Source organism: Paenibacillus oryzae (assembly GCF_001675045.1).
Taxonomy (GTDB): domain Bacteria; phylum Bacillota; class Bacilli; order Paenibacillales; family Paenibacillaceae; genus Pristimantibacillus; species Pristimantibacillus oryzae.
This window is the reverse complement of the sequence record NZ_LYPA01000064.1, coordinates 312,605-336,133: the sequence shown is the minus strand read 5'-3', so window position 1 is coordinate 336,133 and position 23,529 is coordinate 312,605. Positions and strand designations below refer to the sequence as shown.

Here is a 23,529-nt window from a genome sequence, read left to right as displayed (position 1 = left end):
CAGAGTAATCGGGGAGGCTGGTTGGCATGAAACTGAGCGAGCTTGCAAAAAGGCTGGTTGCGGCGGAGATTATCGGAGACGGGGATACGGAGTTTATCGGGCTGGAGAAGGATTCCAGGACGGTCCAGGCGGGTATGCTGTTTTTATGCGTCAAGGGAGAGCGGGCGGATGGGCATAATTTTGCACAGGAGGCTGTCAGCAGGGGGGCGTCAGCCATTGTGGCAGAGCGGCGCCTTGAGCTGGATACCCCTCAATTGATCGTGAAGGACAGCAGGCTGGCTGCTTCCATTATTGCGGATTATGTCTATGGCCATCCAAGCGGCGAGATTAAGGTGATTGGCGTCACAGGGACCAACGGAAAAACGACAACCACGTATTTGCTGGAAAAAATATTAAATGATTGCAAGCGAACCGCAGGCGTAATCGGGACGATCGAAGCGAGGTATAGCGGACAAAGGCTGCCTATGTCCGGCACAACGCCGGAAACCCATCAATTGCAGCGGCTGCTGCGGGAGATGCTGAATGAGGGCGTCCAGTATTGCGCCATGGAGGTTTCCTCGCACGCCCTGGAGCAGGGAAGGGTGAAGGGCTGCAAGTTCCGCAGCGCAATTTTCACCAACCTGACGCAGGATCATCTGGATTATCATGGTTCAATGGAAAACTATGCCGCGGCCAAGGGGCTGCTTTTTTCCCGGCTGGGCAATGCCTATGGAGACCCGCAGCATGAGCGCTCATACGCTATTCTCAATGCGGATGACGAAGCTTCCGCTGTTTTTCGCAGGCTTACCTCAGCGGAGGTCATTACGTACGGCCTGGATAACGCCGCTGATATTACAGCAAGCGATATCGTGATTTCGGCGGAAGGCAGCTCCTTTACGGTAAGCGGATTTGGCGGAACGGCGGCGATCAAGCTCAGGATGCCGGGCAGGTTTAATGTCTACAACGCGCTGGCCGCTATTGCCGCTTCCTTGCTGGAGGGCATTTCGCTGGCTGATATAAAGACTTCGCTGGAAAGCATTCAGGGAGTACCGGGCCGCGTCGAAACGGTTGACCTGGGCCAGCCCTTTTCGGTTATTGTGGATTACGCCCATACGCCCGACGGCCTGCGCAACGTGCTGGCTGCGGTCAAGGAGTTTGCGGCCCGAAGGACCATCACCGTGTTTGGCTGCGGCGGCGACCGCGACAGGACCAAACGGCCCGTCATGGGCCAAATAGCGGCGGAGTATTCCGACTACGTCATCGTTACCTCCGACAATCCAAGAAGCGAAAATCCCGATTCCATTATATCGGAGATTGAAGCAGGACTTATCCAGGCGGGTCTTTCGCCTTCGCAATACGCGCTGGTGACGGACCGGAGGAAAGCGATTGAAAAAGCGGTTGAAATGGCAAGCCAAGGAGATGTAGTATTGATTGCGGGGAAAGGTCATGAAACCTATCAGCTGATAGGCGGACAAACGTTCCCGTTTGATGATCGAATAACGGCGATGGAAGCCATAAGGGGAATTTTACATTGATTAAAAGAACGGCTGGACAAATCGCGTCCCTATGCGGGGCGGCGCAAAAAGGAGGAAGCAGGGAGCTGCTTCTGGCGGGTATTATGACAGATTCCCGCGCAGTCGGAAGCGGAGAGCTGTTTGTTCCCATCGTAGGAGAAAATTTTGACGGACATGATTTTGCCCAGGCTGCGGCGGCGGCCGGGGCAAAAGCCATGCTGTGGCAGCGCGGTAAAGAGATGCCGGAGGATTTGGTTGCGGCCGGCATGCCGTTCCTGCTGGTGAAGGACACGCTGGCGGCGCTGCAGAAGCTGGCCGCCGGATACCGGAGCGAGCTGATGGCCCGGATCGTCGCCATCACCGGCAGCAACGGCAAAACAACAACCAAAGATATGACTGCGGCGCTGCTCTCCACGCAATACCGCGTACTTAAAACGAAGGGCAATCTCAACAATGAAATCGGCCTTCCGCTTACGCTGCTCTCCATGGACGAGGATACGGAGGTTGCCGTATTGGAAATGGGCATGAGCGGCTTCGGCGAAATTGCGCTGTTGACTGACATCGCCCAGCCGGATGTTGCCATCGTAACGAACATTGGCGAATCCCATATGGAGCATTTGGGCTCCAGAGCAGGCATCGCCAAAGCTAAGCTGGAAATAAAGGGCGGGCTTGCGGAAGGCGGCGTGTTGCTCTATAACGGCGACGAGCCGCTGCTTGCTGCGGAGCTGGAGAGGCTTGGCCCGCCGGAAGGCGTACAGCTTCGCACCTTTGGTCTTGGAAGCGGCAATTTGTGGACAGCCGCGGATATTGAGCTGGATGCAGCGGGAAGCAGCTTTATGGTGCTGCAAGGGGGCGTGCCCAGCAGCGTTGGCACGGTGCGGGTTCCTGTTCCGGGCCGCCACAATATAAGCAATGCTTTGGCTGCCATTGCTGCGGCTAGAATTTTTGGCGTTCCCGCCTCGGCAATCGCCTCAGGGTTTGCCTCGCTAAAGCTGACAAGCATGCGTCTGGAGAAGGTTGAGGCGTTTAACGGCGCCGCCATGCTCAACGATGCCTACAACGCCAGTCCAACCTCGACCCGCGCGGCAATCGACCTGGTGGCGGGGTTATCCGGCTACAGCCGCCGCTGGCTGGTGCTTGGCGATATGCTGGAGCTGGGGCCAGATGAAGCGGCCATGCATGGCGAGGTCGGGGCTTATATAGCCTCAGGAAAGGCCGAGGCGCTGCTGACCTATGGCCCGTTGTCGGAGCATACGCACCGGGCGGCGCTGCAAAGCCTGCCGGAGGCTGCTTCAGAGGGGCTGGTCCGCCATTTTGACAGCAAGGACGAACTTGCGGCTTGGCTGCGTGAACGGCTGCTGCCTCAGGATCTGGTGCTGGTCAAGGGCTCCCGGGGTATGGCGATGGAGCAGATTGTCCAAGCTTTGACGGAGGAGGGATAAGGACATGGATATGATGGTTATCCTGTTTTCTGCCGGGACTTCATTTTTGCTGGCCGTTTTGCTTGGCCCTCTGTTTATTCCTTTGCTGCGCAGACTGAAGTTTGGCCAACAAATTCGCGAGGAGGGTCCTCAGAGCCATTTGAAAAAAAGCGGCACCCCAACGATGGGCGGCATTATTATAATGATCGCTATGCTGGTGGCCTTTCTTCGTTTCTCGGACAAAACCCCCGAATTTTGGGTGCTGCTGACAGCCTCCTTCGGATTTGGACTAGTCGGATTTCTCGACGATTATATCAAAATCGTGTTCAAGCGTTCATTGGGCCTGACTGCCAAGCAAAAGCTGGCGGGACAGCTTTTGTTTGCGCTTGTTGTTTGCGCCTTGCTCTACAATATGGACCATAGCACGATGATCTCCGTTCCCGGCACAAGCTGGGGGTTTGACATGGGCTGGTTTTATTATCCCTTTGTTGTCATCATCCTGTTCGGAGCTAGTAATGCCGTCAACTTCACGGACGGCCTTGACGGCTTGCTGGCGGGAACCAGCGCAATCGCTTTTGGAGCGTTTGCCGTCATTGCGCTTCAGCTGCTGTCTCATGAATCTGCCGTATTCTCCGCTGCGATGGTGGGAGGCGTGCTTGGTTTCTTAGTCTATAACGCGCATCCCGCAAAGGTGTTTATGGGCGATATGGGCTCGCTCGGCATCGGGGGCGGGATTGCCGCCGTCGCTATTTTGACCAAAATGGAGCTATTGCTTATTGTAATCGGCGGCGTATTCGTTATGGAGATGCTGTCCGTCATTTTGCAGGTAGGCTCCTTTAAGCTGAGGGGAAAACGTATTTTCAAAATGAGCCCGATTCACCATCATTTCGAGCTGGTGGGCTGGTCGGAGTGGAAGGTCGTTGCGGTTTTCTGGAGTGTGGGACTGCTGCTAGCAGCACTAGGCCTCCTCCTAGCGCTATAGAGGATGTTCAAAAAGTCCGCTTCCCATTACGGGTCATGACTGGCGTCATGGCCGGCGGCGAATATGGCATTCAGCCGAAAATTCCGTTGCTCACTTAGTTTAGACTAAGCTCCGCTACTCATTTTCTAGCTTCATGCCATCTTCTTGGTACTGGGAACCGAACTTTTTGAACTTTCATTGGAAGAGGATGTTCAAAAAGTCCGCCTCCCATTACGGGTCATGACTGGCGTCATGGCCGGCGGCGAATATGGCATTCAGCCGAAATCTACGATCCTCACGTAGCTTCCGCTACGCTCCGGTTCTCGATTTCTAGCTTCTGTCGGTCATTTATGACCGTTATAGAGTGAGAGTGCTGGATTTTTCTTGAGAAACGGTCACCCGTGTCCTTTAGCGCTCCAATGTGGCGCATATGGGCGGGATTTAGAGGGGTTACGGACGTCAATGTCCGCTACACATTGATTTGTCGTCGAAAATAGCTCCTAAGGGTCATTCTTGTCCGCAGGAATGGAGCTGTCTTTTATACAGCATAAGCACATCAGAAAGGGATGTCGTTATGAGTCACTCATCAATTTATAAGGGCCGCAAGGTAGTTGTTCTGGGGATGGCCAGAAGCGGGTTCAGCGTAGCGAATGCGCTGGCGGGTATGGGAGCCGAGGTCGTTGTCAACGATCTTAAGGAGCGTCATCTGTGTCCCGAGGCCGACGAGCTTGAGCAGGCCGGAATAACCGTTATTTGCGGTCATCATCCCGACGATCTTATTGATTCGGACACATCGCTGCTGGTCAAAAATCCAGGCATACCGTATTCCGCTCCGCCAGTAAAACGGGCGCAGGAGCTGGGCGTCGATATTGTGACAGAGGTAGAGATTGCAAGCCAGCTGTCCTCCATACCCATTATCGGCATCACCGGCTCTAACGGTAAAACGACAACAACCTCTATGATAGGCCACTTGCTCCAGAGCGCAGGGGTTTCCAATATCGTTGCGGGCAACATTGGCGTGCCTCTTTGCGATGTAGCTGCTGTTTCGGAGAATAATGAATGGAAGTGGATTGTTGCGGAGCTAAGCAGCTTCCAGCTAAAGGGAACCGTGTCATTTAAGCCTAAGGTTGCTCTTCTTCTCAATGTAGCGGAGACTCATCTGGACTATCACGGAGACATGGAGGACTACGTCGCCTCCAAGCTTAAGCTGTTTGCCAATCAGGATGATGATGATTTCGCTGTCCTGAATTGGGACGACCCTTTCTGCCGAAAGGCGGCGGAGGGCTTAAAGTCCAGATTGCTACCATTCTCCCTGTACGAAAGGCTGCCCGCCGGCGTGTATATCGAACCTCCCTACGAAAAGGGCGTTGTTCCCGGCAAGTCGGGTCAGGAGGAGCCGGAGCGCCATATCGTATACCGGGCACATGCGTCTGCCGGAGTTATGGCAGCATCGCCAGGTGCGGGGTTAGGCGAGGGGGGCTTAATCGCTGACACTGCAGCAGAGGCTGTAGCAGAGGCTGTAGCAGAGGCTGCCACAGGAGCGGAGCCCGTTGTTGTCGCGGCGGTAAGCGAGCTGGGCGTTCCCGGCATCCACAATACAGCCAATGCGATGGCTGCTGCTGCCGCTTGTCTGGCGGCGGGCGTTGCGCCGGAGCTGCTTGCGGAGCCGCTCCGTACCTTCAAGGCGGTTGAGCATCGTCTGGAGTATGTTTGCGAGAAGCAGGGCGTTGAATACTACAATGATTCCAAAGCAACTAATCCTACAGCGACAACCATGTCCGTGCAATCGCTGAAAAAGCCGGTTGTGCTCATCGCGGGCGGCTTGGACAGAGGCTCCGACTACATGGAGCTGCTGCCGCTGTTTCGCGGGCTGAAAGGTCTGGTTGCGCTGGGACAAACAAGAGCAAAGCTGGAGAATATAGCGGGACTGGCAGGTTTAACTGCTGTAAAAACGGTAAACGATGAGGGTGACGCCGAAAGCGCACTGCGAGAAGCCGTAAAGCTTGCCGCCTCTATGGCTGAGCCCGGCGACATCGTTTTGCTCTCTCCCGCCTGCGCAAGCTGGGATATGTTTAAATCCTATGAGCAGAGAGGGATCATTTTTAAGCAATCGGCGCATACCTTGTAAGTAGGGGGCTTGTCCCTACTTCAGCAGGATAAGAGGTGTGTCCGTTATGGCCAAAGCCCGTTCGGCTCCGGATATTTGGCTGCTTGCAGCCATTGGACTTATATTGTCAATCGGCTTGGTTATGGTCTACAGCGCCAGCGCCGTGCTGGCATTCCATGAATTCGGCGACCGCTACTATTATGTCAAGCGGCAGCTGCTGTTTGCCGGTCTTGGCGCCGGGGCGCTGTTTATGACAATGAATTATCATTATTCAGTCTGGAGAAAATGGGCGCCGATTGCGCTGCTTGCTTGCTTTGGACTTCTTGTGCTTGTCCTTATTCCCGGCGTCGGAGTCGTGCGTGGCGGAGCCAGAAGCTGGCTCGGCATCAGCTCCTTCGGTATTCAGCCTTCTGAATTTATGAAGCTGGCGATGATTCTGTTTCTTTCAAAATGGTTATCTGAGAAGCAGGGAGATATTACAAGCTTTACGCGAGGTCTTCTTCCGCCGCTTGGTCTTGTCGGCCTGGCATTTGGACTCATTATGCTGCAGCCCGATCTTGGCACGGGCGCGGTCATGGTTGGCGCTTCGCTCATTCTGATTTTTACCGCAGGGGCAAGGCTCGTTCATCTGGGGAGTCTCGCTCTTGTTGGCGTGGCCGGATTAGTTGGTCTGATTCTGGCGGCTCCTTACCGGCTGCAGCGTATTACCTCCTTTTTGGACCCTTGGTCCGATCCGCTCGGCGGAGGCTATCAGATCATCCAGTCGCTGTTTGCGATTGGCCCTGGCGGCCTTGTAGGGCTTGGACTTGGCATGAGCAGGCAGAAGTTCAGCTATTTGCCGGAGCCGCAAACCGACTTCATCTTTTCTATTTTGGCGGAGGAGCTTGGTTTTCTGGGCGGGACGATGTTAATTTTGCTGTTTCTGATTGTCATCTGGCGCGGCATACGCGCAGCGATATTTGCCCCGGATACCTTCGGCAGCTTGCTGGCCGTGGGCATTACCGGCATCATCGGCGTTCAGGTGCTGATCAATATCGGAGTCGTAATCGGCATGATGCCCGTCACAGGCATAACGCTGCCGCTGGTCAGCTACGGAGGTTCTTCCTTGACGCTGCTGCTGACCGCTCTTGGCATTCTGTTAAACATATCGCGATATTCCAGATAGGGGAGCCGGCAGGCCATAGGCGTTTGTCACATAACTCTCCGGCAGGGCATAGGATACATTATATTCGTGACCGCCATCCCGGCTTCTGCAGCTGCAGGCGCCGCTTGCTTGATCAGAAGTCGTTGGCATTTGCCCGGCAAAAGCTGTCCCGGTTCCAGAGTCCGCGGGGGGGACGACGGACCGGCCGGCGGGCTGCAATGTCAAAGCCAACGACCCGGGATGTGACGCGCCGCGCATTTTTGTTACATGTATGCTGATTTTCTGCTGGAAACAGGAGAGTTGGTGAGGTACTCGCCCTCATGGCCCATATCCAAAAGCACCGTGAAGCCGTCTTTTCGCAAACACGCCGGTGCCGGACGTATTGGTGGTGGGCGAGCGGTAATTCGGAGGTGATACATTGGATAAATTGGTGATTGAAGGCGGGAAACCTCTCTCAGGAACCATAGCGATCCAAGGAGCAAAAAATGCCGCTTTGCCGATTCTGGCCGCCAGCCTGCTGGCGGAAGGCACGACGACTCTTGAACGCGTGCCCCATTTGCTGGACATCGACGTGATGCTGAACATTTTGCGCGAATTGGGTTGCAGAGCGGAGCATGGCGACGGGATAGTGACGCTTGACACTTCGTCGCTTCATACCTCTCATGTGCCGGAAAACTTAATGAAACAGATGCGCTCCTCTATTTTTCTAATGGGCCCGCTTCTGTCGCGGTTTGGCGAGGCGCAGGTTTATTTGCCCGGAGGCTGCGCCATCGGCGAAAGAAAAATCGATTTGCACCTGCAGGGGCTTAAGGACCTTGGGGCAGTAATCGAGGAAACCGGCAACAAAATCATTTGCCGCGCTGACAAGCTGATTGGCTGCGATATCCATCTAGCGTTTCCAAGCGTGGGGGCGACGGAAAACATTATGATGGCTGCCGTAATGGCCGAAGGGCGGACAACGATCAATAATGCGGCGCGCGAGCCGGAAATCGTCGATTTGCAAGCCTTCCTTATTGAAATGGGGGCAAAAATTATCGGAGCGGGCACGGATACCATTACGGTGGAGGGTGTTGCTTCGCTGACGCCATGCAAATACGGCATTATACCGGATCGGATTGTGGCGGGCACCATCATGGTTGCGGCTGCGGCGACCCGCGGCGCCGTGACGCTGCTGGATACGCAGCCGACCCATTTGTCCTCTCTTATTCACGTTCTGCGCCGCGCAGGTGTTCAAATCTCGATCGACGATGATATAATAAGGGTCGATGGGGCGGCAAGGCCAAAAGCTATTGAAAGAATTGTTACCTCGCCTTATCCTGCTTTTCCGACAGATCTGCAATCGCAGGTCATGGTGCTGCTGGCTTTGGCGGACGGCGTCAGCGTCATGAAGGAAACGATTTTTGAAGGGCGGCTCAAGCATGTTGATGAATTATCCCGGATGGGAGCCGATATCCGCGTTGATATGAATGCAGCTTTTATTCGGGGCGTTTCCCGGCTTTACGGCGCTACTGTGGAGGCGACGGATTTGCGGGCTGGAGCAGCGCTGGTCATTGCCGGTCTGGCGGCGCAGGGACGCACGGTGGTGGAGCAGGTGCATCATATCGACAGGGGCTACGACCGGATCGAGGAGATGCTGAAGCGGCTTGGAGCAACCATTTCAAGATATTCGCCAGTGCCTAATAATTAATTCTATGAAATGAACGATAGAAACATTCGGCTTCCTCTTGCGTATTCACTAAGGGCAGAGAGAAGCCGCTGTTTTGAGGAGATGATGGACAAGCTGTGAACACCCAAATGCCTGTACTGAAAGAACCGGAACGCAAGCGGAAGGGCAACAAAAAGCTGCTTGCGATTTTGATTCTGCTGTTTGCGGCTTTGCTTGCTGTGCTTTTTTTCAATTCCTCTATCAGCAAAATATCGGAAATCCAAATAACGGGCAATCAATACGCAACCGCGGCCCAGATTGGGAGTGTGATTCCGATTGCCAAAGGCGACGCTTTTTTCCAAACCTCCTCGGGGGCGATCGAAGCGGCGGTTAAGGAGCTTACTCAGGTTAAAGAGGCAAAGGTTACAAAAATATTTCCCGGAGTTGTAAAAATTACAGTTACTGAACATCCCGTTGTTGCTTTTGAGCTAACGGCGGATGGAGCCTTGTCCGCATTGCTGTCAAGCGGCACAAGCGTTGCCGCGCCCAAGGATGGAGCGGGTCTCATGAACAAACCCGTCCTGACCGGATGGGAGCAGGAAGACCCCGTCAAGCTGGAGCTGACCAAGCAGCTGGCGCTTATTCCGGAGAAGCAGCTATCGGATTTGTCCGAAATATCCCCGATTCCGTCCAAGGCTTATCCTGACCGGATCCGGATGTTTACGAGAACCAAATTCGAGGTCATCACGGCTGTTTCCGTGCTGCCTGAAAAAATAGAAGCATTAAACGCTGTTATTGAAACGCAAGAGCCTGGGAAGATTACAATGCTGCTGGCCGACACGTATGTACCTTTTTCCAGTGAGGGAGAAAATGTGGAATCTGGGTCCTAAGTGGCTACTTTTCTTCCGCAAAGAATGTTAAAATCTTATGTACTACAATTTCATACAGTCGTATACCTGCCCGAAAATGCGGATTTACAGCGTATTCTTCGTAATAGAGGCGCAGGACAAGCTTTCTCTCGACATTTTCTGAAACATTTCTGAAAAAAATGTTGAAACAAAAAAGAGGGAAATAATTAAGCACGTTGAATATGTAGATAGACTTGTTAGAGACCGCGACTATATAAACGCACTTATTATTTTTAAGAAACGGAGGTGCCGCGGGTTGAGCAGCAATGACATCATCGTTAGTTTGGACATCGGTACATCCAAGGTTCGAGCTATTATTGGAGAAATGAACGACGGAGCCATTAATATTATTGGAGTGGGTTCTGCCGACTCGGAGGGTATTCGCAAGGGAGCAATTGTTGATATTGACCAGACCGTCAAGTCGATTCGCAGCGCGGTAGAGCATGCGGAGCGGATGGTCGGCATTCAAATATCGGACGTTTATGTCGGTATTCAAGGCAATCATATCGGCCTGCAAACCAATCATGGCGTCGTTGCCGTATCCAATGAGGACAGGGAAATCGGTGAAGAGGACATTGAACGGGTTCTGCAAGCGGCCAAGGTGGTCGCGCTGCCGCCGGAGCGGGAAATTATCAATCTTGTGCCCAAGCAATATCTAGTGGACGGTCTGGAAGGCATTTCGGATCCCAGGGGCATGATCGGCGTCCGCCTTGAGGTGGAGGCAACAATCGTTACAGGAGCAAAAACAGCCATTCATAATTTGATGCGCTGCGTGGAAAAAGCGGGCTTGCGCATTTCCGGCGTTATCCTTCTGTCGCTTGCTTCCGGCATGATGTCTCTTACGAAGGACGAGCGAAGCATTGGAACGGTGCTGGCGGATATCGGAGCCGGTTCCTGTACGATAGCGGTATTCGAGCAGGGTGGCCTGGCAGCTGTATCCAGTCTGCCTATCGGCGGGGAATTCGTAACGAACGATATCGCTTACGGCTTGCGCACGCAAACGGAGCATGCTGAAAAATTCAAGCTGAAATACGGCTGCGCGAGCGCGGCCGATGCGGCGGATGACGTCAAATTCAAAGTTATGCGCATGGGCACCAATCTGGAGAAGGAATTTACGCAGCGCGATCTGGCCAGCATTATCGAGCCGCGCATGCAGGAAATTTTCCAGTTGATCCGCCAGGAAGTGCGCAGGCTGGGATATGGCGATAAAGTCAACGGCTATGTGCTGACGGGCGGCGCGGCTGCCCTTCCGGGCACGGTTGCGCTTGCGCAGGCGGAGCTGGAAGCCACTGTCCGCGTTGCGCTGCCCGATTACATCGGGGTAAAGGATTCCGCATACAGCAGCGGGGTTGGCATGATTCAATACGTATCGAAATTTATGGGAGCAAAAGGTGCCGGCGCCATGAAGAAAGCTTCAAGCCGCAAGGCGAGTTCTCCAGCCACATCCAAACCCGGTATGTTTGAGCGAATCAAAAATATGTTTAATGAATTTATTTGACTGGGGGACACATGACGATGTTGGAATTCGACTTGGAGCTTGAACAGCTTGCACAAATAAAAGTCATTGGCGTTGGCGGAGGCGGCAGCAATGCCGTCAACCGAATGATTGAAAATGGAGTAAAAGGCGTAGAATTCATTACTGTAAATACCGACGCACAGGCGTTAAACCTGGCAAAGTCGGAGCATAAGCTTCAAATCGGGGACAAGCTGACCCGCGGCCTTGGAGCAGGAGCTAATCCGGAGGTTGGTCATAAAGCGGCTGAGGAATCACGCGAGCTGATTATGAATCAGCTCAAGGGCTCCGATATGGTATTTGTAACGGCAGGCATGGGCGGCGGCACTGGTACGGGAGCGGCTCCCGTTATCGCCGAAATCGCTCGTGAATGCGGGGCGTTGACGGTTGGCGTCGTGACGCGGCCGTTTACCTTCGAAGGCCGCAAGCGTTCCAGTCAAGCGGAGCAAGGTATTGAAGCCTTGAAGGAAAAGGTAGATACGCTGATCGTAATTCCGAATGACCGCCTACTTGAGATCGTCGACAAAAAGACGCCAATGCTGGAGGCGTTCCGCGAGGCGGACAACGTTCTTCGTCAGGCCGTTCAGGGTATTTCCGATCTGATTGCCGAGCCGGCCCTCATCAACCTTGACTTTGCCGACGTAAAAACCATTATGACGGAGCGCGGCTCCGCTCTGATGGGCATTGGTATTGCTTCCGGCGAAAATCGCGCAGCGGAGGCAGCTCGAAAAGCGATTATGAGCCCGCTTCTGGAAACGTCGATTGACGGCGCGCGCGGCGTTATCATGAATATTACGGGCGGCAGCAACCTGTCCCTGTACGAAGTTAACGAAGCTGCGGAAATTGTCATTTCGGCATCCGATCAGGACGTCAACATGATTTTTGGCGCTATGATTCAAGAGGAAATGAAGGATGAAATCAAGGTTACGGTCATAGCCACCGGATTTGAAGCCAAGGCTATGCCTGCCGCTACCACGCGCAGAGGCGCTAGCCAGCCGGTTGAGCAGCAGGATGTCCGACAGTCAGCAAGCAACGCAAGCGTTAAGCCTTTTGGCGCTGGCGTATCCAGCGACCAGCTTGAAATTCCGGCCTTCCTGCGCAAGCAGCCTCGCAACGATCGTTAATCGCAACGCGAACCGAATAGAGACATAAAAATGAACAACGCCTTTTCGTATTTATACGAAGAGGCGTTTTTTATATGCCTCCTCGACAAAAAAAGAGGCCTTCAGCCGTCATGAATAGACAGACTTTGAAATAGGATTAACCTATACTAGTCTCAATCGTTCTCCGCGCCGAGTGCTGCCCGATGTAACTCCAAACGTAGGAAGGACTACACATGGCCATTTATATTGACATCTTGTTTTTGCGAGAGCTGCTCGTAGACGGCGCTGTGCTGCTGACGACGGCGTGGGTTAGAAATATGCGACCCAGCAAGTGGCGAATTTTGGCTGCCTCCGCTTTTGGCGCAAGCTACGTAGCCCTTACCTTGTTTCCGCAACTGTCATTTCTTTTTTCGCTAGGGATCAAGGTGCTTTTTTCGCTATTCATGCTCTGGATTGCGTTTGGATTCCGTTCATTGCAGCATTTTTCGGCAATAACGGCAGCTTTTTATTGCGTAAATTTTGTTGCTGCGGGAGCGATTATCGGACTCTATTATTTGACCATGCAAGGCTCGGGGGAAATGTGGAGAACGATTTCACTGGTCAGCGGGAGCGTAACTGCGGAATTCAAGATGGGCCTTTTTTATTTGGTAGCCGCTTTTCTCATTGGCCTCTATCTGTTTCGTTCGGTTCTGAGAGGAAAACGAGAGAAGGAGCTGGTGCAGCAGCATATCGCCGAGGTAACCGTTGTTATCGGCTCTGCGACCTGTACATGCAAGGGGCTGATCGACACCGGCAACCAATTGTATGACCCGCTGACGCGTACGCCGGTCATGGTGATGGAGGCGTCCAATTGGGAGAACGAGCTGCCGCCTGCTTGGCTGAAGGGAATACGCGACAGTCAGGTCGACCGGCTGATTGCTGGTTTGGATTCGGAGCCTTTTGCCTGGCAGGATCGTCTAAGGCTGGTTCCGTTCCGGGGTATCAATCGCGGCTCGCAGTTTATGCTGGCGGTCAAGCCGGATTCTGTTGAGATCAATCGCAATGGACAAGTTTATGAAACAAGCAAGGTGCTTATTGGTTTGGACGGCGGCAAGCTTGCTGCAGACGGTGCTTATCAAGCGATTATCCATCCGTCAATGGTACAGCAGTAACAGAAAAATCCGCACAATTCATCGGGGAGGGATGGGCCTAATGCTCGTCAAGTATAAGCTCGTATTGCAGTTGTATTATTATCGTGTGTTGTTTTTATTTGGGCTAAAAAGCGAGGAGCTCTATTATATTGGCGGCAGCGAGGCGCTTCCGCCGCCGCTGACCCGCGAGGAAGAGGAATATTTGCTGGAGAAGCTTCCCTCCGGCGATGCTGCCATCCGGGCTATGCTGATCGAACGCAATTTGCGGCTGGTCGTTTACATCGCCCGCAAGTTCGAAAATACGGGCATTCATATCGAAGACCTGGTATCTATCGGCGCGATTGGACTGATCAAGGCCGTCAACACGTTTGATCCCGAAAAAAAGATCAAGCTTGCCACCTATGCGTCCCGATGCATTGAAAATGAAATTTTGATGTATTTGCGCCGCAACAGCAAGACGCGCACGGAGGTTTCTTTTGACGAGCCATTGAACATCGACTGGGACGGCAATGAGCTGCTGCTTTCCGACGTATTGGGAACGGAAAACGACACGATCTACCGGAATATTGAGGAGCAGGTGGATCGCAAGCTGCTGCACAAGGCGCTCGACAAGCTGTCGGAGCGCGAGCGGATTATTATGGAGCTTCGTTTTGGACTTGCGGACGGAGAGGAAAAAACGCAAAAAGATGTTGCAGATATGCTTGGCATATCGCAGTCCTATATTTCGCGGCTGGAAAAGCGAATCATCAAGCGTTTGCGCAAGGAGTTCAACAAAATGGTTTAATCTTACCGCTTCGCAGAAATTTTGCAGGAGTAATCATAGTCAGGTTTGGAGCGAAAATGCTCAATTATTGCTGCTGCAACGCGCTTTATAAAGCGGCATTTGACAGGGATGGCAGCGGCGTGTTATGGCGTCAAAACAGGCCGGCAAGGGTTGCCTGCATGGTTTCGAAAAAGGAATAAAATGAGGACCCCGGGAGATAATGTAGATTAATGTTTCTCCTTGGGAGGTAATGATGTTGACCCGAAACAAAGTCGAGATCTGTGGAGTAGATACTGCGAAGCTGCCTGTTCTGACGAATGTCGAAATGCGCGAATTGTTTACAGCGCTGCAAACACGGAAGGAATGGACGGCAAGAGAAAAATTAGTCAACGGAAATCTGCGGCTTGTACTAAGCGTTATCCAGCGGTTCAACAACAGGGGAGAGTTTGTGGACGACCTGTTCCAGGTTGGCTGCATCGGACTCATGAAGGCGATCGATAATTTCGACCTTGGCCAAAATGTCAAATTTTCCACCTATGCCGTACCGATGATTATCGGCGAAATCCGCCGTTACTTGAGAGACAATAACCCCATTCGGGTTTCACGAAGCCTGCGGGATATTGCATACAAGGCGCTTCAGGTGCGCGACAGCTTGACCAACCGTAATTCAAGAGAACCAACGATCTTTGAAATATCGGAAGCGCTGAATGTGCCGAAGGAGGATGTCGTTTTTGCGCTGGATGCCATCCAGGACCCGGTTTCCTTGTTTGAGCCCATCTATCATGACGGCGGAGACCCCATCTATGTAATGGACCAAATTAGCGACGAACGGAACAAGGATGTTTCCTGGATCGAGGAAATCGCCCTGCGGGAAGCGATGCAAAAGCTGAACGACAGAGAAAAAATGATTCTGTCCATGCGTTTTTTTGAAGGAAAAACCCAGATGGAGGTAGCTGATGAAATCGGCATCTCGCAAGCTCAGGTCTCCAGGCTGGAAAAATCGGCGATTGGCCAGATGCAGAAGCATGTCAAGACCTGAATGAGCCTGATTAGCATAGCTTGTTAATGCTTCGTTCATATAACGATAGCGCCCCGAAAATGATTGGTTTCAACAAAAGGCTGCTGCGCGATGATGCGCGGCAGCCTTTTGTTGATTATACGGCTTGTTTTTACGGAAGGGGACATTTTGGGCGGACGGCTCATATACTAATACAAACTTGCGGAGACAAAGCTCCGGCGGAAATGAAGGTGAGCCGTTATGAAAATATCCGATTTTCAATCCAAGGATGTTATTAATATCGTTGACGGAAAAAAGCTGGGCCATATTAGCGACCTTGAACTGGATTTGCGGCAGGGTCGCATTGACTCCATAGTTGTGCCGCAATATACAAAAGTATTTGGCCTGTTTGGCAGCAACGGCACCGAAATCGTCATTCCTTGGCGCAACATTGTAAAGATTGGAGCGGACGTTGTATTGGTCCGGATGGAGGAGACCAAGGTTCTGAAAAGCGAGGATGAAGATTTTCATGGATGATAAAACGATGGCCACCTTGAGTAGCCTGCCGGTCCACAAAGGCGGGATCCGTTTTCCATGATCATTTGCAAGTTGCCGTCCGAATTGAGTACACTTTAGTTATCTATACGCATCATCAGGATTATTGCTGGACGGAGGGGAATTATGGAACCGTTTCAATTAAAGGCTGAGAATAAAGAGGTAAAGGCCAGTAACAAAGGGAGCACAGAGCAAACATCGGATAATGATACAACCCTTTTTTTGCTGAATGGCTGGATGGAGAAGCATGAAGGACTTAGCGCAGGCTTTACCGGCAGGCATGGAGGAGTCAGCCGCGAGCCGTGGCATACATTGAATCTGGGGCTGCATGTGGGCGACGAGGACGCTGATGTTATCAAAAACAGACAGCTGGTTGCGGAAAGCCTTGGCTGGAGCTTCGACGCCTGGACATGCGGGGAGCAGGTTCATGGGTCCAGAGCGGTCAAGGTAACGTCCGCAGAGCGCGGCAAGGGCAGGTTTTCCTTGCAGGATACGCTGCTTGGCTGCGACGCTCTTGTTACGGATGTTAAAGGCGTGCTGCTGACCTCACTTTATGCGGATTGCGTTCCGCTTTATTTTTATGATCCCGTCAATGAGGCGATTGGACTGGCTCATGCCGGCTGGCGCGGAACGGCGGGTGCCATTGCGCAAACCACTATCGATTTGATGGCAAGAGAATACGGTTCATCTCCAAACGATATGCTGGCGGCGGTTGGGCCGGCCATTGGAGCTTGCTGTTATGAGGTTGACGGACCCGTTATCGAGCAGATGGCAAAGCTGATTGAAGGGATGGAGCTTGAGCCTACAGCCGCCCATGAAGCGATGGAGCTTTCAACTGACGGCAAAGCCAGGCTGAACTTGAAAGAAATAAACCGACAGATTATGATAAAAGCAGGAATTTTGCCGAGTCGTATCGAATTAAGCAAGTGGTGCACCGGTTGCAGGTGTGATTTGTTTTACTCCCACCGGATGGAGGGGGGCAAAACGGGACGTATGGCCAGTTTTTTAGGCATGGCGGAAAGGTGAAAGTGATGAAACGGATTCAGGAGCATATTCAAGACGTTGAAGCCAGAATTGATGCAGCTTGTCAGCGGTCCGGCAGACGGCGGGAGGACGTTCATGTCATTGCGGTGACCAAATATGTCTCGCTGGAGCGGGCGCGCGAAGCCTTTCAGGGCGGACTGCGGCATCTTGGCGAAAACCGGTGGCAGGACGCAAAAAATAAGTGGGTTGCAATGAACGGCGGAGAGGAAGCAGCAGAGGATAAACCTGTGTGGCATTTTATCGGCTCGCTGCAATCCAATAAAGCCAAGGACGTCATAGGCAAATTTACATACATTCATTCGCTGGACAGGCTGTCGCTTGCGGAAGCTATTCACAAAAGCGCGTCTGCTTTGCAGGTTGAGGTCCCGTGTTTTATTCAGGTGAATGTATCCGGCGAAGCCTCCAAGCAAGGAATCCAGCCACAGGAGCTGCTGCCCTTTCTGGACAGCCTGCGGGCGTTTCCCTCTATCAAGCCTATCGGTTTGATGACAATGGCTCCTTACGAGGCTGAGCCTGAAGAAACAAGACCGGTATTCCGGGCTCTGCGGGAATTGCTCGGGGAAGCCCAGAAAAAATCTTCCTTTGGTCATGAGCTGATTCATTTGTCGATGGGGATGTCTAATGATTTTGAAGTAGCCATAGAGGAAGGTGCGACCTGGGTCAGATTGGGTACCATTCTGGTTGGAAAAGAGGAGGAATGAGTTATGGGCCTGATGAACAAGTTTATGAACTTTTTCGGCTTGCAGGAGGAAGAGGAAGTCATTGAGCGAGAGCGAGTCCAGACAACGGATGAACAAGAAGTTGAAACCTCGCCGTTCGAGGCGCGTAGAAATTCTTCGAAAAACAATGCTATAAGCGGCGGCGGAAATGTAGTAAGCATCCATTCGCAAAAAAATACGCGAGTGGTTCTTAGCGAGCCGCGTTCTTATGATGAGGCGCAGGAAATTGCGGATCATCTGAGGAACCGCAGAGCCGTTATCGTTAATTTGCAAAGAGTCCGCAGCGACCTGGCTTTGAGAATTGTTGATTTCCTGAGCGGGACAGTGTACGCTTTAAGCGGCAGCATTTCCAAGCTTGGCCCCAATATCTTTCTGTGTACGCCTGATTCGGTTGAAATACAAGGCACCATTACGGAAATGTTGGCAGAGGAGATTGATTACAACAAAATGAGGTGACCTTGGGTTGGAACTATTTATTTTGAATTTTGTAGGAACCGCTTTGGAGATTTACCGGTATCTGATTTTTGGATACGTGCTTCTATCCTGGTTTCCCAATGCGCGTGAAAGCTTTATTGGCCAAATGCTGGGTAAGATCGTGGAGCCGTACGTCGGCATCTTCCGCAAGTTTATTCCCCCGATCGGCGGTGTGATCGACCTGTCGCCAATCGTTGCCTTGCTGGCGCTTCATTTTATTTCAATTGGCATTCAGTCGGTTCTTATTTTCCTGTTTAAAATGGTTTAAGGGGACCCTCAATGAAGCCTGCTATCTATCAGCATTTTCACCCCGACGAAAAACCCTTTGTCGACAGAGCTATGGAATGGCTGGAAAGGTCCGCCCGGCTGCATGAGCTGAAGCGGACCGATTTTTTGGATCCCAGACAAGCTCATATCCTAAGCACGCTGGCGGCGCGCAATCTGGATATCGGACTGCGGCTGGACGGCGGCTACCCCGATGCGGAGCGGAAGCGTGCATTGATCGCTCCCGACTACTATAGCCTGGACGGGGAATCCGCCGGTATTGCAATCCTTCGCGTCGAAGCTCCGGGCGGGGCTGGACTGGAGCTGGACCATGGAGACTTCCTGGGCGCTGTGCTGGGACTTGGCATCAAGCGCGACCGGATTGGCGATATCCATGTCCATGAGATGTTTGCTCATGTCGTTGTATGCGAGGAGATTGCGGATTATCTGGATGTGCATCTTCGCCAGGTTCACCGCTCCTCCGTATTGACGGATGTCCTGCCGTTAACCGACCTTTTGCCCGTTTCCCAGACCTTGGAGGAGATGGGCCTAACGGTTGCTTCCATGCGCCTTGACGGGATTGCCAGCGATGTGTACCGGATCAGCCGAACCAAAATCGTGGAGCCTATCCGTGCGGGACGTTGCCGGGTAAACTGGAAGACGGAGGAAGATCCGTCGCAGCAGCTGCATGAAGGCGATGTTGTTTCCTTCAAAGGCTTTGGCCGCTTCAAGGTGCTAGAGGTTGACGGCGTAACAAAAAAAGGCAGGATCAGAGTGAAGATCGGCAAATATGTGTGACATGTAGAAGCCAAGCGGCAGTGGTTTTACCACAGCTGCCTGGCTGTTTTTGAATATTCATAAACTGGTTTTAAGGCTCGTATGAAAAAGAGGCATCAATGCTTGGCCTGCCGGATATTTTTATCAAAAATCGGCAGCATCTGCTCTCTTTGGCGTTTTAAGACAAATTGTTGTCGGAAATAATGACTTTTGCGCATAAATTGTTTTGCGGCACAGCAGGAAAAAGGGAAGGCGCTGTCGAATCTCTACTCTCAGAAAGCTGGCGGCGTATATCGAGCGGAGCAGTAAGCGCCTGCCCAGAGACCATATGTGATTAGGAGGTGCGCCAATGCCGCTTACGCCATTGGACATACATAACAAGGAATTTTCCCGGAGATTGCGCGGATATGACGAGGATGAAGTAAATGAGTTTTTGGATCAGGTCATCAAGGATTATGAAGCGCTCATTCGTGAAAATAAAGAGCTCCAGAACGGGATGTTAGGGCTGCAGGAGAGATTGAACCATTTCTCCAACATTGAAGAAACGTTGAGCAAAACAATTATTGTAGCCCAGGAAGCTGCCGACGAGGTGCGCAACAATGCCAAGAAGGAAGCGCAGCTTATTATCAAGGAAGCGGAAAAGAACGCAGACCGGATTATTAATGAATCCTTGAATAAATCCCGTAAGGTTGCGCTTGAGGTTGAGGAATTGAAAAAGCAGGCTTCTATCTATCGCGCGCGTTTCCGGACGCTCGTTGAGGCTCAGCTTGAGCTTTTGTCCCAGGATGGCTGGGATTCGCTGGATTCACAAGGCCGAGAGGCTGACCGCGAGCTTCTTAGAGGGTAAGATATGCCTGGCGGCCCGGGCTTTATCGGACTCATTAGTTGAACAGCCATGCCTAATCCGGCATGGCTATATCTTTTTTATGAAGCCGTCCAACCAAGCCGTCCCAAGAACCGTTTGACAAGTGGCTGCAACATACGCTATAACTAAACGTATACAAATGGATTACACTATAACTTCGATGACGAGAACAAGTACGCTTTGATTTCATTCCCCAGAGAGCCGTGTATTGCTGAAAAACGGCGTTTGAACCCTAGCGGAATATCCTCTCCGAGAAGCGGCGCAGAAACCTGCTTGCAGACGATGTTCAAAAATTCGGCTTTACCGCCTTTTGGAACGTTCTTCTGAAGAAGGTTAGTAAGCGTCGACGGCGTCCCCCGTTACAGGGAGTGCGGATGAATGTCCGCAGCTAAGTGCCGCAGCCGGCAGGCATTAAAGCCCAGCCAGGCGTTGTTCGCTCATTGCGAAGAATTATGCGGAATCAGGGTGGTATCGCGAGCTATAGCCTCGTCCCTTTTACAGGGGCGGGGTTTTTATTTTGTCAAAAGAAAGGGAGAAGAAGCATGCAACGTGTAGACGTTAAGGAACGCGCGCGCAGCCGCGAGCTGAGGGTATTGAAGCAATGGCAGGAAGAGGATACGTTTAAGCAATCCATCGAAAATCGCAAAGGCAGCCCTAATTTTGTTTTCTATGAGGGTCCGCCAACGGCAAACGGAGCGCCCCATATCGGCCATGTGCTGGGACGCGTCATCAAGGACTTTATTTGCCGCTACAAAACGATGTCCGGCTATCGCGTCGTGCGCAAAGCAGGCTGGGATACGCATGGTCTTCCGGTCGAGCTTGGCGTAGAGAAGCAGCTAGGCATCTCCGGCAAGCAGGAAATCGAAAATTACGGCGTTGAAGCCTTCATAAAAAAATGTAAAGACAGCGTGTTTGAATACGAAAAGCAGTGGCGCGATCTGACGGAAGCGATCGCCTATTGGACGGATCTCGATAATCCGTATATTACGCTCAAAAATGAATACATCGAAAGCGTATGGCACATCCTGTCCAACATTCATAAAAAAGGGCTTCTGTACCGCGGACACCGTGTCAGCCCGTATTGTCCTTGCTGTCAGACAACGCTTAGCTCGCACGAGGTTGCCCAGGGGTATGAGGATGTCAAGGATTTGAGCGCAACCGCCAAATTCAAGCTTTCGTCCAGCGGCGAATACGTGCTGGCTTGGACGACAACGCCTTGGACGCTTCCTGCCAACGTTGCGCTTGCCGTTAATCCCGAGCTTGATTATGTGCGCGCGGCCAAAGACGGCGAAGTGTATATTGTGGCAAAAGCGCTGGCCGAAAATGTGCTGAAGGAAAACTACGAAATCCTGTCGACAATAAAAGGCGCGGAGCTGGTTGGGCAGTCCTACGAGCCGCCGTTCCGTTATGTAGCCATCGAAAAAGGTCATATCGTTATTCCCGGCGACTTCGTCAGCGATTCGAGCGGTACGGGCATCGTTCATATTGCCCCGGCCCATGGCGAAGACGACTACAAGGTTTCCCGCCAAAACGGCATCAGCATGCTGAGCGTAGTTAACAACGCCGGACGTTATGTCGATGAAGTCACCGATCTGGCAGGCCGCTTCGTTAAGGATTGCGATGTGGATATCGTCAAAATGCTGAGCGAAAAAGGGCTGCTCTATTCCAAAGAGCGTTATGAGCACAGCTATCCGTTCTGCTGGCGCTGCAAATCGCCGCTGCTCTATTATGCGACGGAGAGCTGGTTTATTGAAACAACCAAGGTGAAGGATCAGCTGATCGCCAACAACAACAGTGTTGACTGGTATCCCGGCCACATCCGCGAAGGCCGCTTCGGAAAATTTCTTGAGGATCTGGTGGACTGGAACATCAGCCGCAACCGTTATTGGGGAACGCCGCTTAATGTATGGGTGTGCGAGGCAACGGGCAAGGAATACGCGCCGGACAGCATCGCCGATTTACGGGCTCGCGCCGTAGGCGAGGTTGCGGAGGATATCGAGCTGCATAAGCCTTACGTGGATGACATTCTTTTGAAATCCCCGTTTGCGGAAGGTGCGGTCATGCGCCGGACATCCGAGGTTATCGACGTCTGGTTCGACAGCGGCTCCATGCCGTTTGCCCAGCAGCATCATCCCTTCGCCAATGAGGAGCAATTCAGCGAGCAATATCCGGCGGACATGATTTGCGAAGGCATCGACCAAACGCGCGGCTGGTTCTTCAGCCTGTTGGCCGTATCGACGCTCTACAACGGCAAAGCGCCTTATAAGGCCGTTATTTCGACGGGTCATATCCTGGACGAAAACGGACAAAAGATGTCCAAATCAAAAGGCAATGTTATTGATCCTTGGGAAATCATCAATGAGTTTGGAACGGACGCATTCCGCTGGGCATTGCTGTCTGACAGCGCGCCGTGGAACAGCAAACGCTTCTCCAAAGGCATCGTAAGCGAGGCTAAATCCAAAGTAATCGACACCATTGTCAATACGCATGCCTTCTATGCCTTGTATGCGTCTATCGACGGTTACGACTACAAGGAGCATGAAGCAAAAGCTTCGGACAATAAGCTGGACCGCTGGATCATCTCCCGTCTGAACAGCCTGATTGTTACTGTAACAAAAGGGCTGGAGGCCAACGACTTCCTGAATCCGGCCAAAGCAATCGAGCTGTTTGTGGACGAGATGAGCAACTGGTACATCCGCCGCTCGCGCGACCGGTTCTGGGGCAGCGGGTTATCTCCCGACAAGGTGGCGGCTTACGGAACGCTTCGTGAGGTGCTGCTGACGCTTTCCAAGCTGATTGCACCGTATACTCCGCTGCTGGCAGATGATGTCTATCGTAACCTGGGCGGTGAAGGAAGCGTTCATTTGACAACCTTTCCGGTATGTGATGCTTCGTTGGTCGACGAAACGCTGGAGCGTGATATGGATAGCGCTAAAGGAATTGTTGAGCTTGCGCGCAACGTGCGCAACGAAACCTCCATCAAAACGCGCCAGCCGTTATCCGAGCTGATTCTTTCGCTGGACCGAGACTTCGCTCTTGCGGATTATGAAGAAATCATCAAGGATGAAATCAACGTTAAGCAAATAACCGTCCAGCAATCCGACAGCGGCTTTGTTGATTTTACACTGAAGCTGAATTTGAAGGTGGGCGGCAAAAAATACGGCAAGCTCGTTGGCCCGATTCAGGCAGCGTTAAAGGCGCTTAGCCCTGAAGAAGCTGCGGCGGTTGTATCCGGCGGTACCTTTGTTTTCACCACCTCGGAGGAGGATGTATTCCATATTCCGCTGGAGGAGCTGCTTGTGGAGAAACAGGCAAAAAGCGGCTTTGCATCCGCATCTGCAGGCGGCGTAACGGTTGCGCTTAATACGGACATCACGCCTGAGCTTGAACAGGAGGGCTGGGTGAGAGAGGTTATTCGCGCCGTTCAGGATAACCGGAAAAAGCAGGATTTGCCGATCGAAAAACGGGTCGAGCTGGTCTTGAACGTGGATAGCGAGCTGCAGGCGGCTCTCGAAGCCTTCCGTCATGTTCTTTTCGAAAATGTGCTGCTTCAAAACGTTGAATACGGGGTAGTTGAAGGTATGGAAACCGTAGACGCGGGTGAAAAGCAAATAGGCATTTTCATCAAGGGTTAAGGATATAGTAT

Annotated in this window: 20 protein-coding genes and 1 other annotated feature; all 20 genes read left to right on the top strand. The window is 52.3% G+C overall.

What is annotated here, in order from left to right; translation table 11 throughout:
* The first annotated feature begins 26 nt into the window (after nucleotides 1-26).
* The 20 genes from A7K91_RS15405 to ileS all read left to right on the top strand — a co-directional run bounded on the left by A7K91_RS15405 (nucleotide 27) and on the right by ileS (nucleotide 23,518).
* Nucleotides 27-1,514, top strand: a complete 1,488-nt coding sequence (locus A7K91_RS15405; protein WP_068684228.1) for a UDP-N-acetylmuramoyl-L-alanyl-D-glutamate--2,6-diaminopimelate ligase — start codon at nucleotides 27-29, stop codon at nucleotides 1,512-1,514.
* Nucleotides 1,511-2,935 (top strand): UDP-N-acetylmuramoyl-tripeptide--D-alanyl-D-alanine ligase, encoded by a 1,425-nt coding sequence (locus A7K91_RS15400; RefSeq protein WP_068684226.1) that lies wholly within the window; start codon nucleotides 1,511-1,513, stop codon nucleotides 2,933-2,935. The genes A7K91_RS15405 and A7K91_RS15400 overlap by 4 nt, the downstream gene beginning before the upstream one ends.
* A 4-nt stretch (nucleotides 2,936-2,939) precedes the next feature.
* Complete coding sequence (mraY, locus tag A7K91_RS15395) at nucleotides 2,940-3,896, top strand: phospho-N-acetylmuramoyl-pentapeptide-transferase (RefSeq protein ID WP_068684224.1); 957 nt, start codon at nucleotides 2,940-2,942, stop codon at nucleotides 3,894-3,896.
* A 553-nt stretch (nucleotides 3,897-4,449) separates the two neighbouring features.
* The gene (gene murD, locus A7K91_RS15390; RefSeq protein WP_068684222.1) at nucleotides 4,450-6,003 is read left to right on the top strand and encodes a UDP-N-acetylmuramoyl-L-alanine--D-glutamate ligase; all 1,554 of its coding nucleotides are present in this window, start codon (nucleotides 4,450-4,452) and stop codon (nucleotides 6,001-6,003) included.
* Between the two features lie 46 nt (nucleotides 6,004-6,049).
* Nucleotides 6,050-7,147: a stage V sporulation protein E gene (spoVE, locus tag A7K91_RS15385; protein ID WP_068684220.1), complete on the top strand. Its 1,098-nt coding sequence runs from the start codon at nucleotides 6,050-6,052 to the stop codon at nucleotides 7,145-7,147.
* Nucleotides 7,148-7,544: 397 nt separating this feature from the next.
* Nucleotides 7,545-8,813: a UDP-N-acetylglucosamine 1-carboxyvinyltransferase gene (gene murA, locus A7K91_RS15380; RefSeq protein ID WP_068684218.1), complete on the top strand. Its 1,269-nt coding sequence runs from the start codon at nucleotides 7,545-7,547 to the stop codon at nucleotides 8,811-8,813.
* Between the two features lie 95 nt (nucleotides 8,814-8,908).
* Nucleotides 8,909-9,661, top strand: a complete 753-nt coding sequence (locus A7K91_RS15375) for a cell division protein FtsQ/DivIB (RefSeq protein ID WP_211274533.1) — start codon at nucleotides 8,909-8,911, stop codon at nucleotides 9,659-9,661.
* 274 nt (nucleotides 9,662-9,935) lie between these two features.
* A complete protein-coding gene (ftsA, locus tag A7K91_RS15370; protein WP_068684214.1) occupies nucleotides 9,936-11,177 on the top strand; it encodes a cell division protein FtsA in 1,242 nt (413 codons plus the stop codon).
* A 17-nt stretch (nucleotides 11,178-11,194) separates the two neighbouring features.
* Nucleotides 11,195-12,316: a cell division protein FtsZ gene (gene ftsZ / locus A7K91_RS15365; RefSeq protein WP_068684212.1), complete on the top strand. Its 1,122-nt coding sequence runs from the start codon at nucleotides 11,195-11,197 to the stop codon at nucleotides 12,314-12,316.
* 212 nt (nucleotides 12,317-12,528) lie between these two features.
* Nucleotides 12,529-13,446, top strand: coding sequence for a sigma-E processing peptidase SpoIIGA (gene spoIIGA, locus A7K91_RS15360; RefSeq protein ID WP_068684210.1), 918 nt, complete (start codon nucleotides 12,529-12,531; stop codon nucleotides 13,444-13,446).
* 40 nt (nucleotides 13,447-13,486) lie between these two features.
* Entirely contained in the window at nucleotides 13,487-14,209 is a 723-nt protein-coding gene (gene sigE / locus A7K91_RS15355; protein WP_068684208.1) for an RNA polymerase sporulation sigma factor SigE, read from the top strand.
* Nucleotides 14,210-14,444: 235 nt separating this feature from the next.
* On the top strand, nucleotides 14,445-15,227 hold the full coding sequence (sigG, locus tag A7K91_RS15350; RefSeq protein WP_068684502.1) for an RNA polymerase sporulation sigma factor SigG: 783 nt from the start codon (nucleotides 14,445-14,447) through the stop codon (nucleotides 15,225-15,227).
* Between the two features lie 219 nt (nucleotides 15,228-15,446).
* Complete coding sequence (locus A7K91_RS15345) at nucleotides 15,447-15,722, top strand: YlmC/YmxH family sporulation protein (protein ID WP_068684206.1); 276 nt, start codon at nucleotides 15,447-15,449, stop codon at nucleotides 15,720-15,722.
* 144 nt (nucleotides 15,723-15,866) lie between these two features.
* The gene (gene pgeF, locus A7K91_RS15340; protein ID WP_082967479.1) at nucleotides 15,867-16,766 is read left to right on the top strand and encodes a peptidoglycan editing factor PgeF; all 900 of its coding nucleotides are present in this window, start codon (nucleotides 15,867-15,869) and stop codon (nucleotides 16,764-16,766) included.
* A gap of 5 nt (nucleotides 16,767-16,771) precedes the next feature.
* Nucleotides 16,772-17,485, top strand: coding sequence for a YggS family pyridoxal phosphate-dependent enzyme (locus A7K91_RS15335; protein WP_068684498.1), 714 nt, complete (start codon nucleotides 16,772-16,774; stop codon nucleotides 17,483-17,485).
* A 3-nt stretch (nucleotides 17,486-17,488) separates the two neighbouring features.
* Nucleotides 17,489-17,959, top strand: a complete 471-nt coding sequence (locus A7K91_RS15330; RefSeq protein WP_068684204.1) for a cell division protein SepF — start codon at nucleotides 17,489-17,491, stop codon at nucleotides 17,957-17,959.
* 7 nt (nucleotides 17,960-17,966) lie between these two features.
* A complete protein-coding gene (locus A7K91_RS15325; protein ID WP_068684202.1) occupies nucleotides 17,967-18,245 on the top strand; it encodes a YggT family protein in 279 nt (92 codons plus the stop codon).
* A gap of 11 nt (nucleotides 18,246-18,256) precedes the next feature.
* Entirely contained in the window at nucleotides 18,257-19,039 is a 783-nt protein-coding gene (locus A7K91_RS15320; RefSeq protein WP_068684200.1) for a YlmH family RNA-binding protein, read from the top strand.
* Between the two features lie 328 nt (nucleotides 19,040-19,367).
* Nucleotides 19,368-19,865, top strand: coding sequence for a DivIVA domain-containing protein (locus A7K91_RS15315; RefSeq protein ID WP_068684198.1), 498 nt, complete (start codon nucleotides 19,368-19,370; stop codon nucleotides 19,863-19,865).
* Between the two features lie 169 nt (nucleotides 19,866-20,034).
* Nucleotides 20,035-20,380: a binding site (T-box leader), on the top strand.
* A 45-nt stretch (nucleotides 20,381-20,425) separates the two neighbouring features.
* Complete coding sequence (gene ileS, locus A7K91_RS15310; RefSeq protein ID WP_068684196.1) at nucleotides 20,426-23,518, top strand: isoleucine--tRNA ligase; 3,093 nt, start codon at nucleotides 20,426-20,428, stop codon at nucleotides 23,516-23,518.
* The last annotated feature ends 11 nt before the right edge of the window (nucleotides 23,519-23,529 follow it).

Excerpts from the sequence above, each read along its gene's own strand:
- A7K91_RS15405 (WP_068684228.1), top strand. The coding sequence starts at position 27 with ATGAAACTGAGCGAGCTTGCAAAAAGGCTGGTTGCGGCGGAGATTATC.
- mraY (WP_068684224.1), top strand. The coding sequence starts at position 2,940 with ATGGATATGATGGTTATCCTGTTTTCTGCCGGGACTTCATTTTTGCTG.
- murD (WP_068684222.1), top strand. The coding sequence starts at position 4,450 with ATGAGTCACTCATCAATTTATAAGGGCCGCAAGGTAGTTGTTCTGGGG.
- spoVE (WP_068684220.1), top strand. The coding sequence starts at position 6,050 with ATGGCCAAAGCCCGTTCGGCTCCGGATATTTGGCTGCTTGCAGCCATT.
- ftsZ (WP_068684212.1), top strand. The coding sequence starts at position 11,195 with ATGTTGGAATTCGACTTGGAGCTTGAACAGCTTGCACAAATAAAAGTC.
- spoIIGA (WP_068684210.1), top strand. The coding sequence starts at position 12,529 with ATGGCCATTTATATTGACATCTTGTTTTTGCGAGAGCTGCTCGTAGAC.
- sigE (WP_068684208.1), top strand. The coding sequence starts at position 13,487 with ATGCTCGTCAAGTATAAGCTCGTATTGCAGTTGTATTATTATCGTGTG.
- A7K91_RS15345 (WP_068684206.1), top strand. The coding sequence starts at position 15,447 with ATGAAAATATCCGATTTTCAATCCAAGGATGTTATTAATATCGTTGAC.
- pgeF (WP_082967479.1), top strand. The coding sequence starts at position 15,867 with ATGGAACCGTTTCAATTAAAGGCTGAGAATAAAGAGGTAAAGGCCAGT.
- A7K91_RS15335 (WP_068684498.1), top strand. The coding sequence starts at position 16,772 with ATGAAACGGATTCAGGAGCATATTCAAGACGTTGAAGCCAGAATTGAT.
- A7K91_RS15330 (WP_068684204.1), top strand. The coding sequence starts at position 17,489 with ATGGGCCTGATGAACAAGTTTATGAACTTTTTCGGCTTGCAGGAGGAA.
- A7K91_RS15320 (WP_068684200.1), top strand. The coding sequence starts at position 18,257 with ATGAAGCCTGCTATCTATCAGCATTTTCACCCCGACGAAAAACCCTTT.
- A7K91_RS15315 (WP_068684198.1), top strand. The coding sequence starts at position 19,368 with ATGCCGCTTACGCCATTGGACATACATAACAAGGAATTTTCCCGGAGA.
- ileS (WP_068684196.1), top strand. The coding sequence starts at position 20,426 with ATGCAACGTGTAGACGTTAAGGAACGCGCGCGCAGCCGCGAGCTGAGG.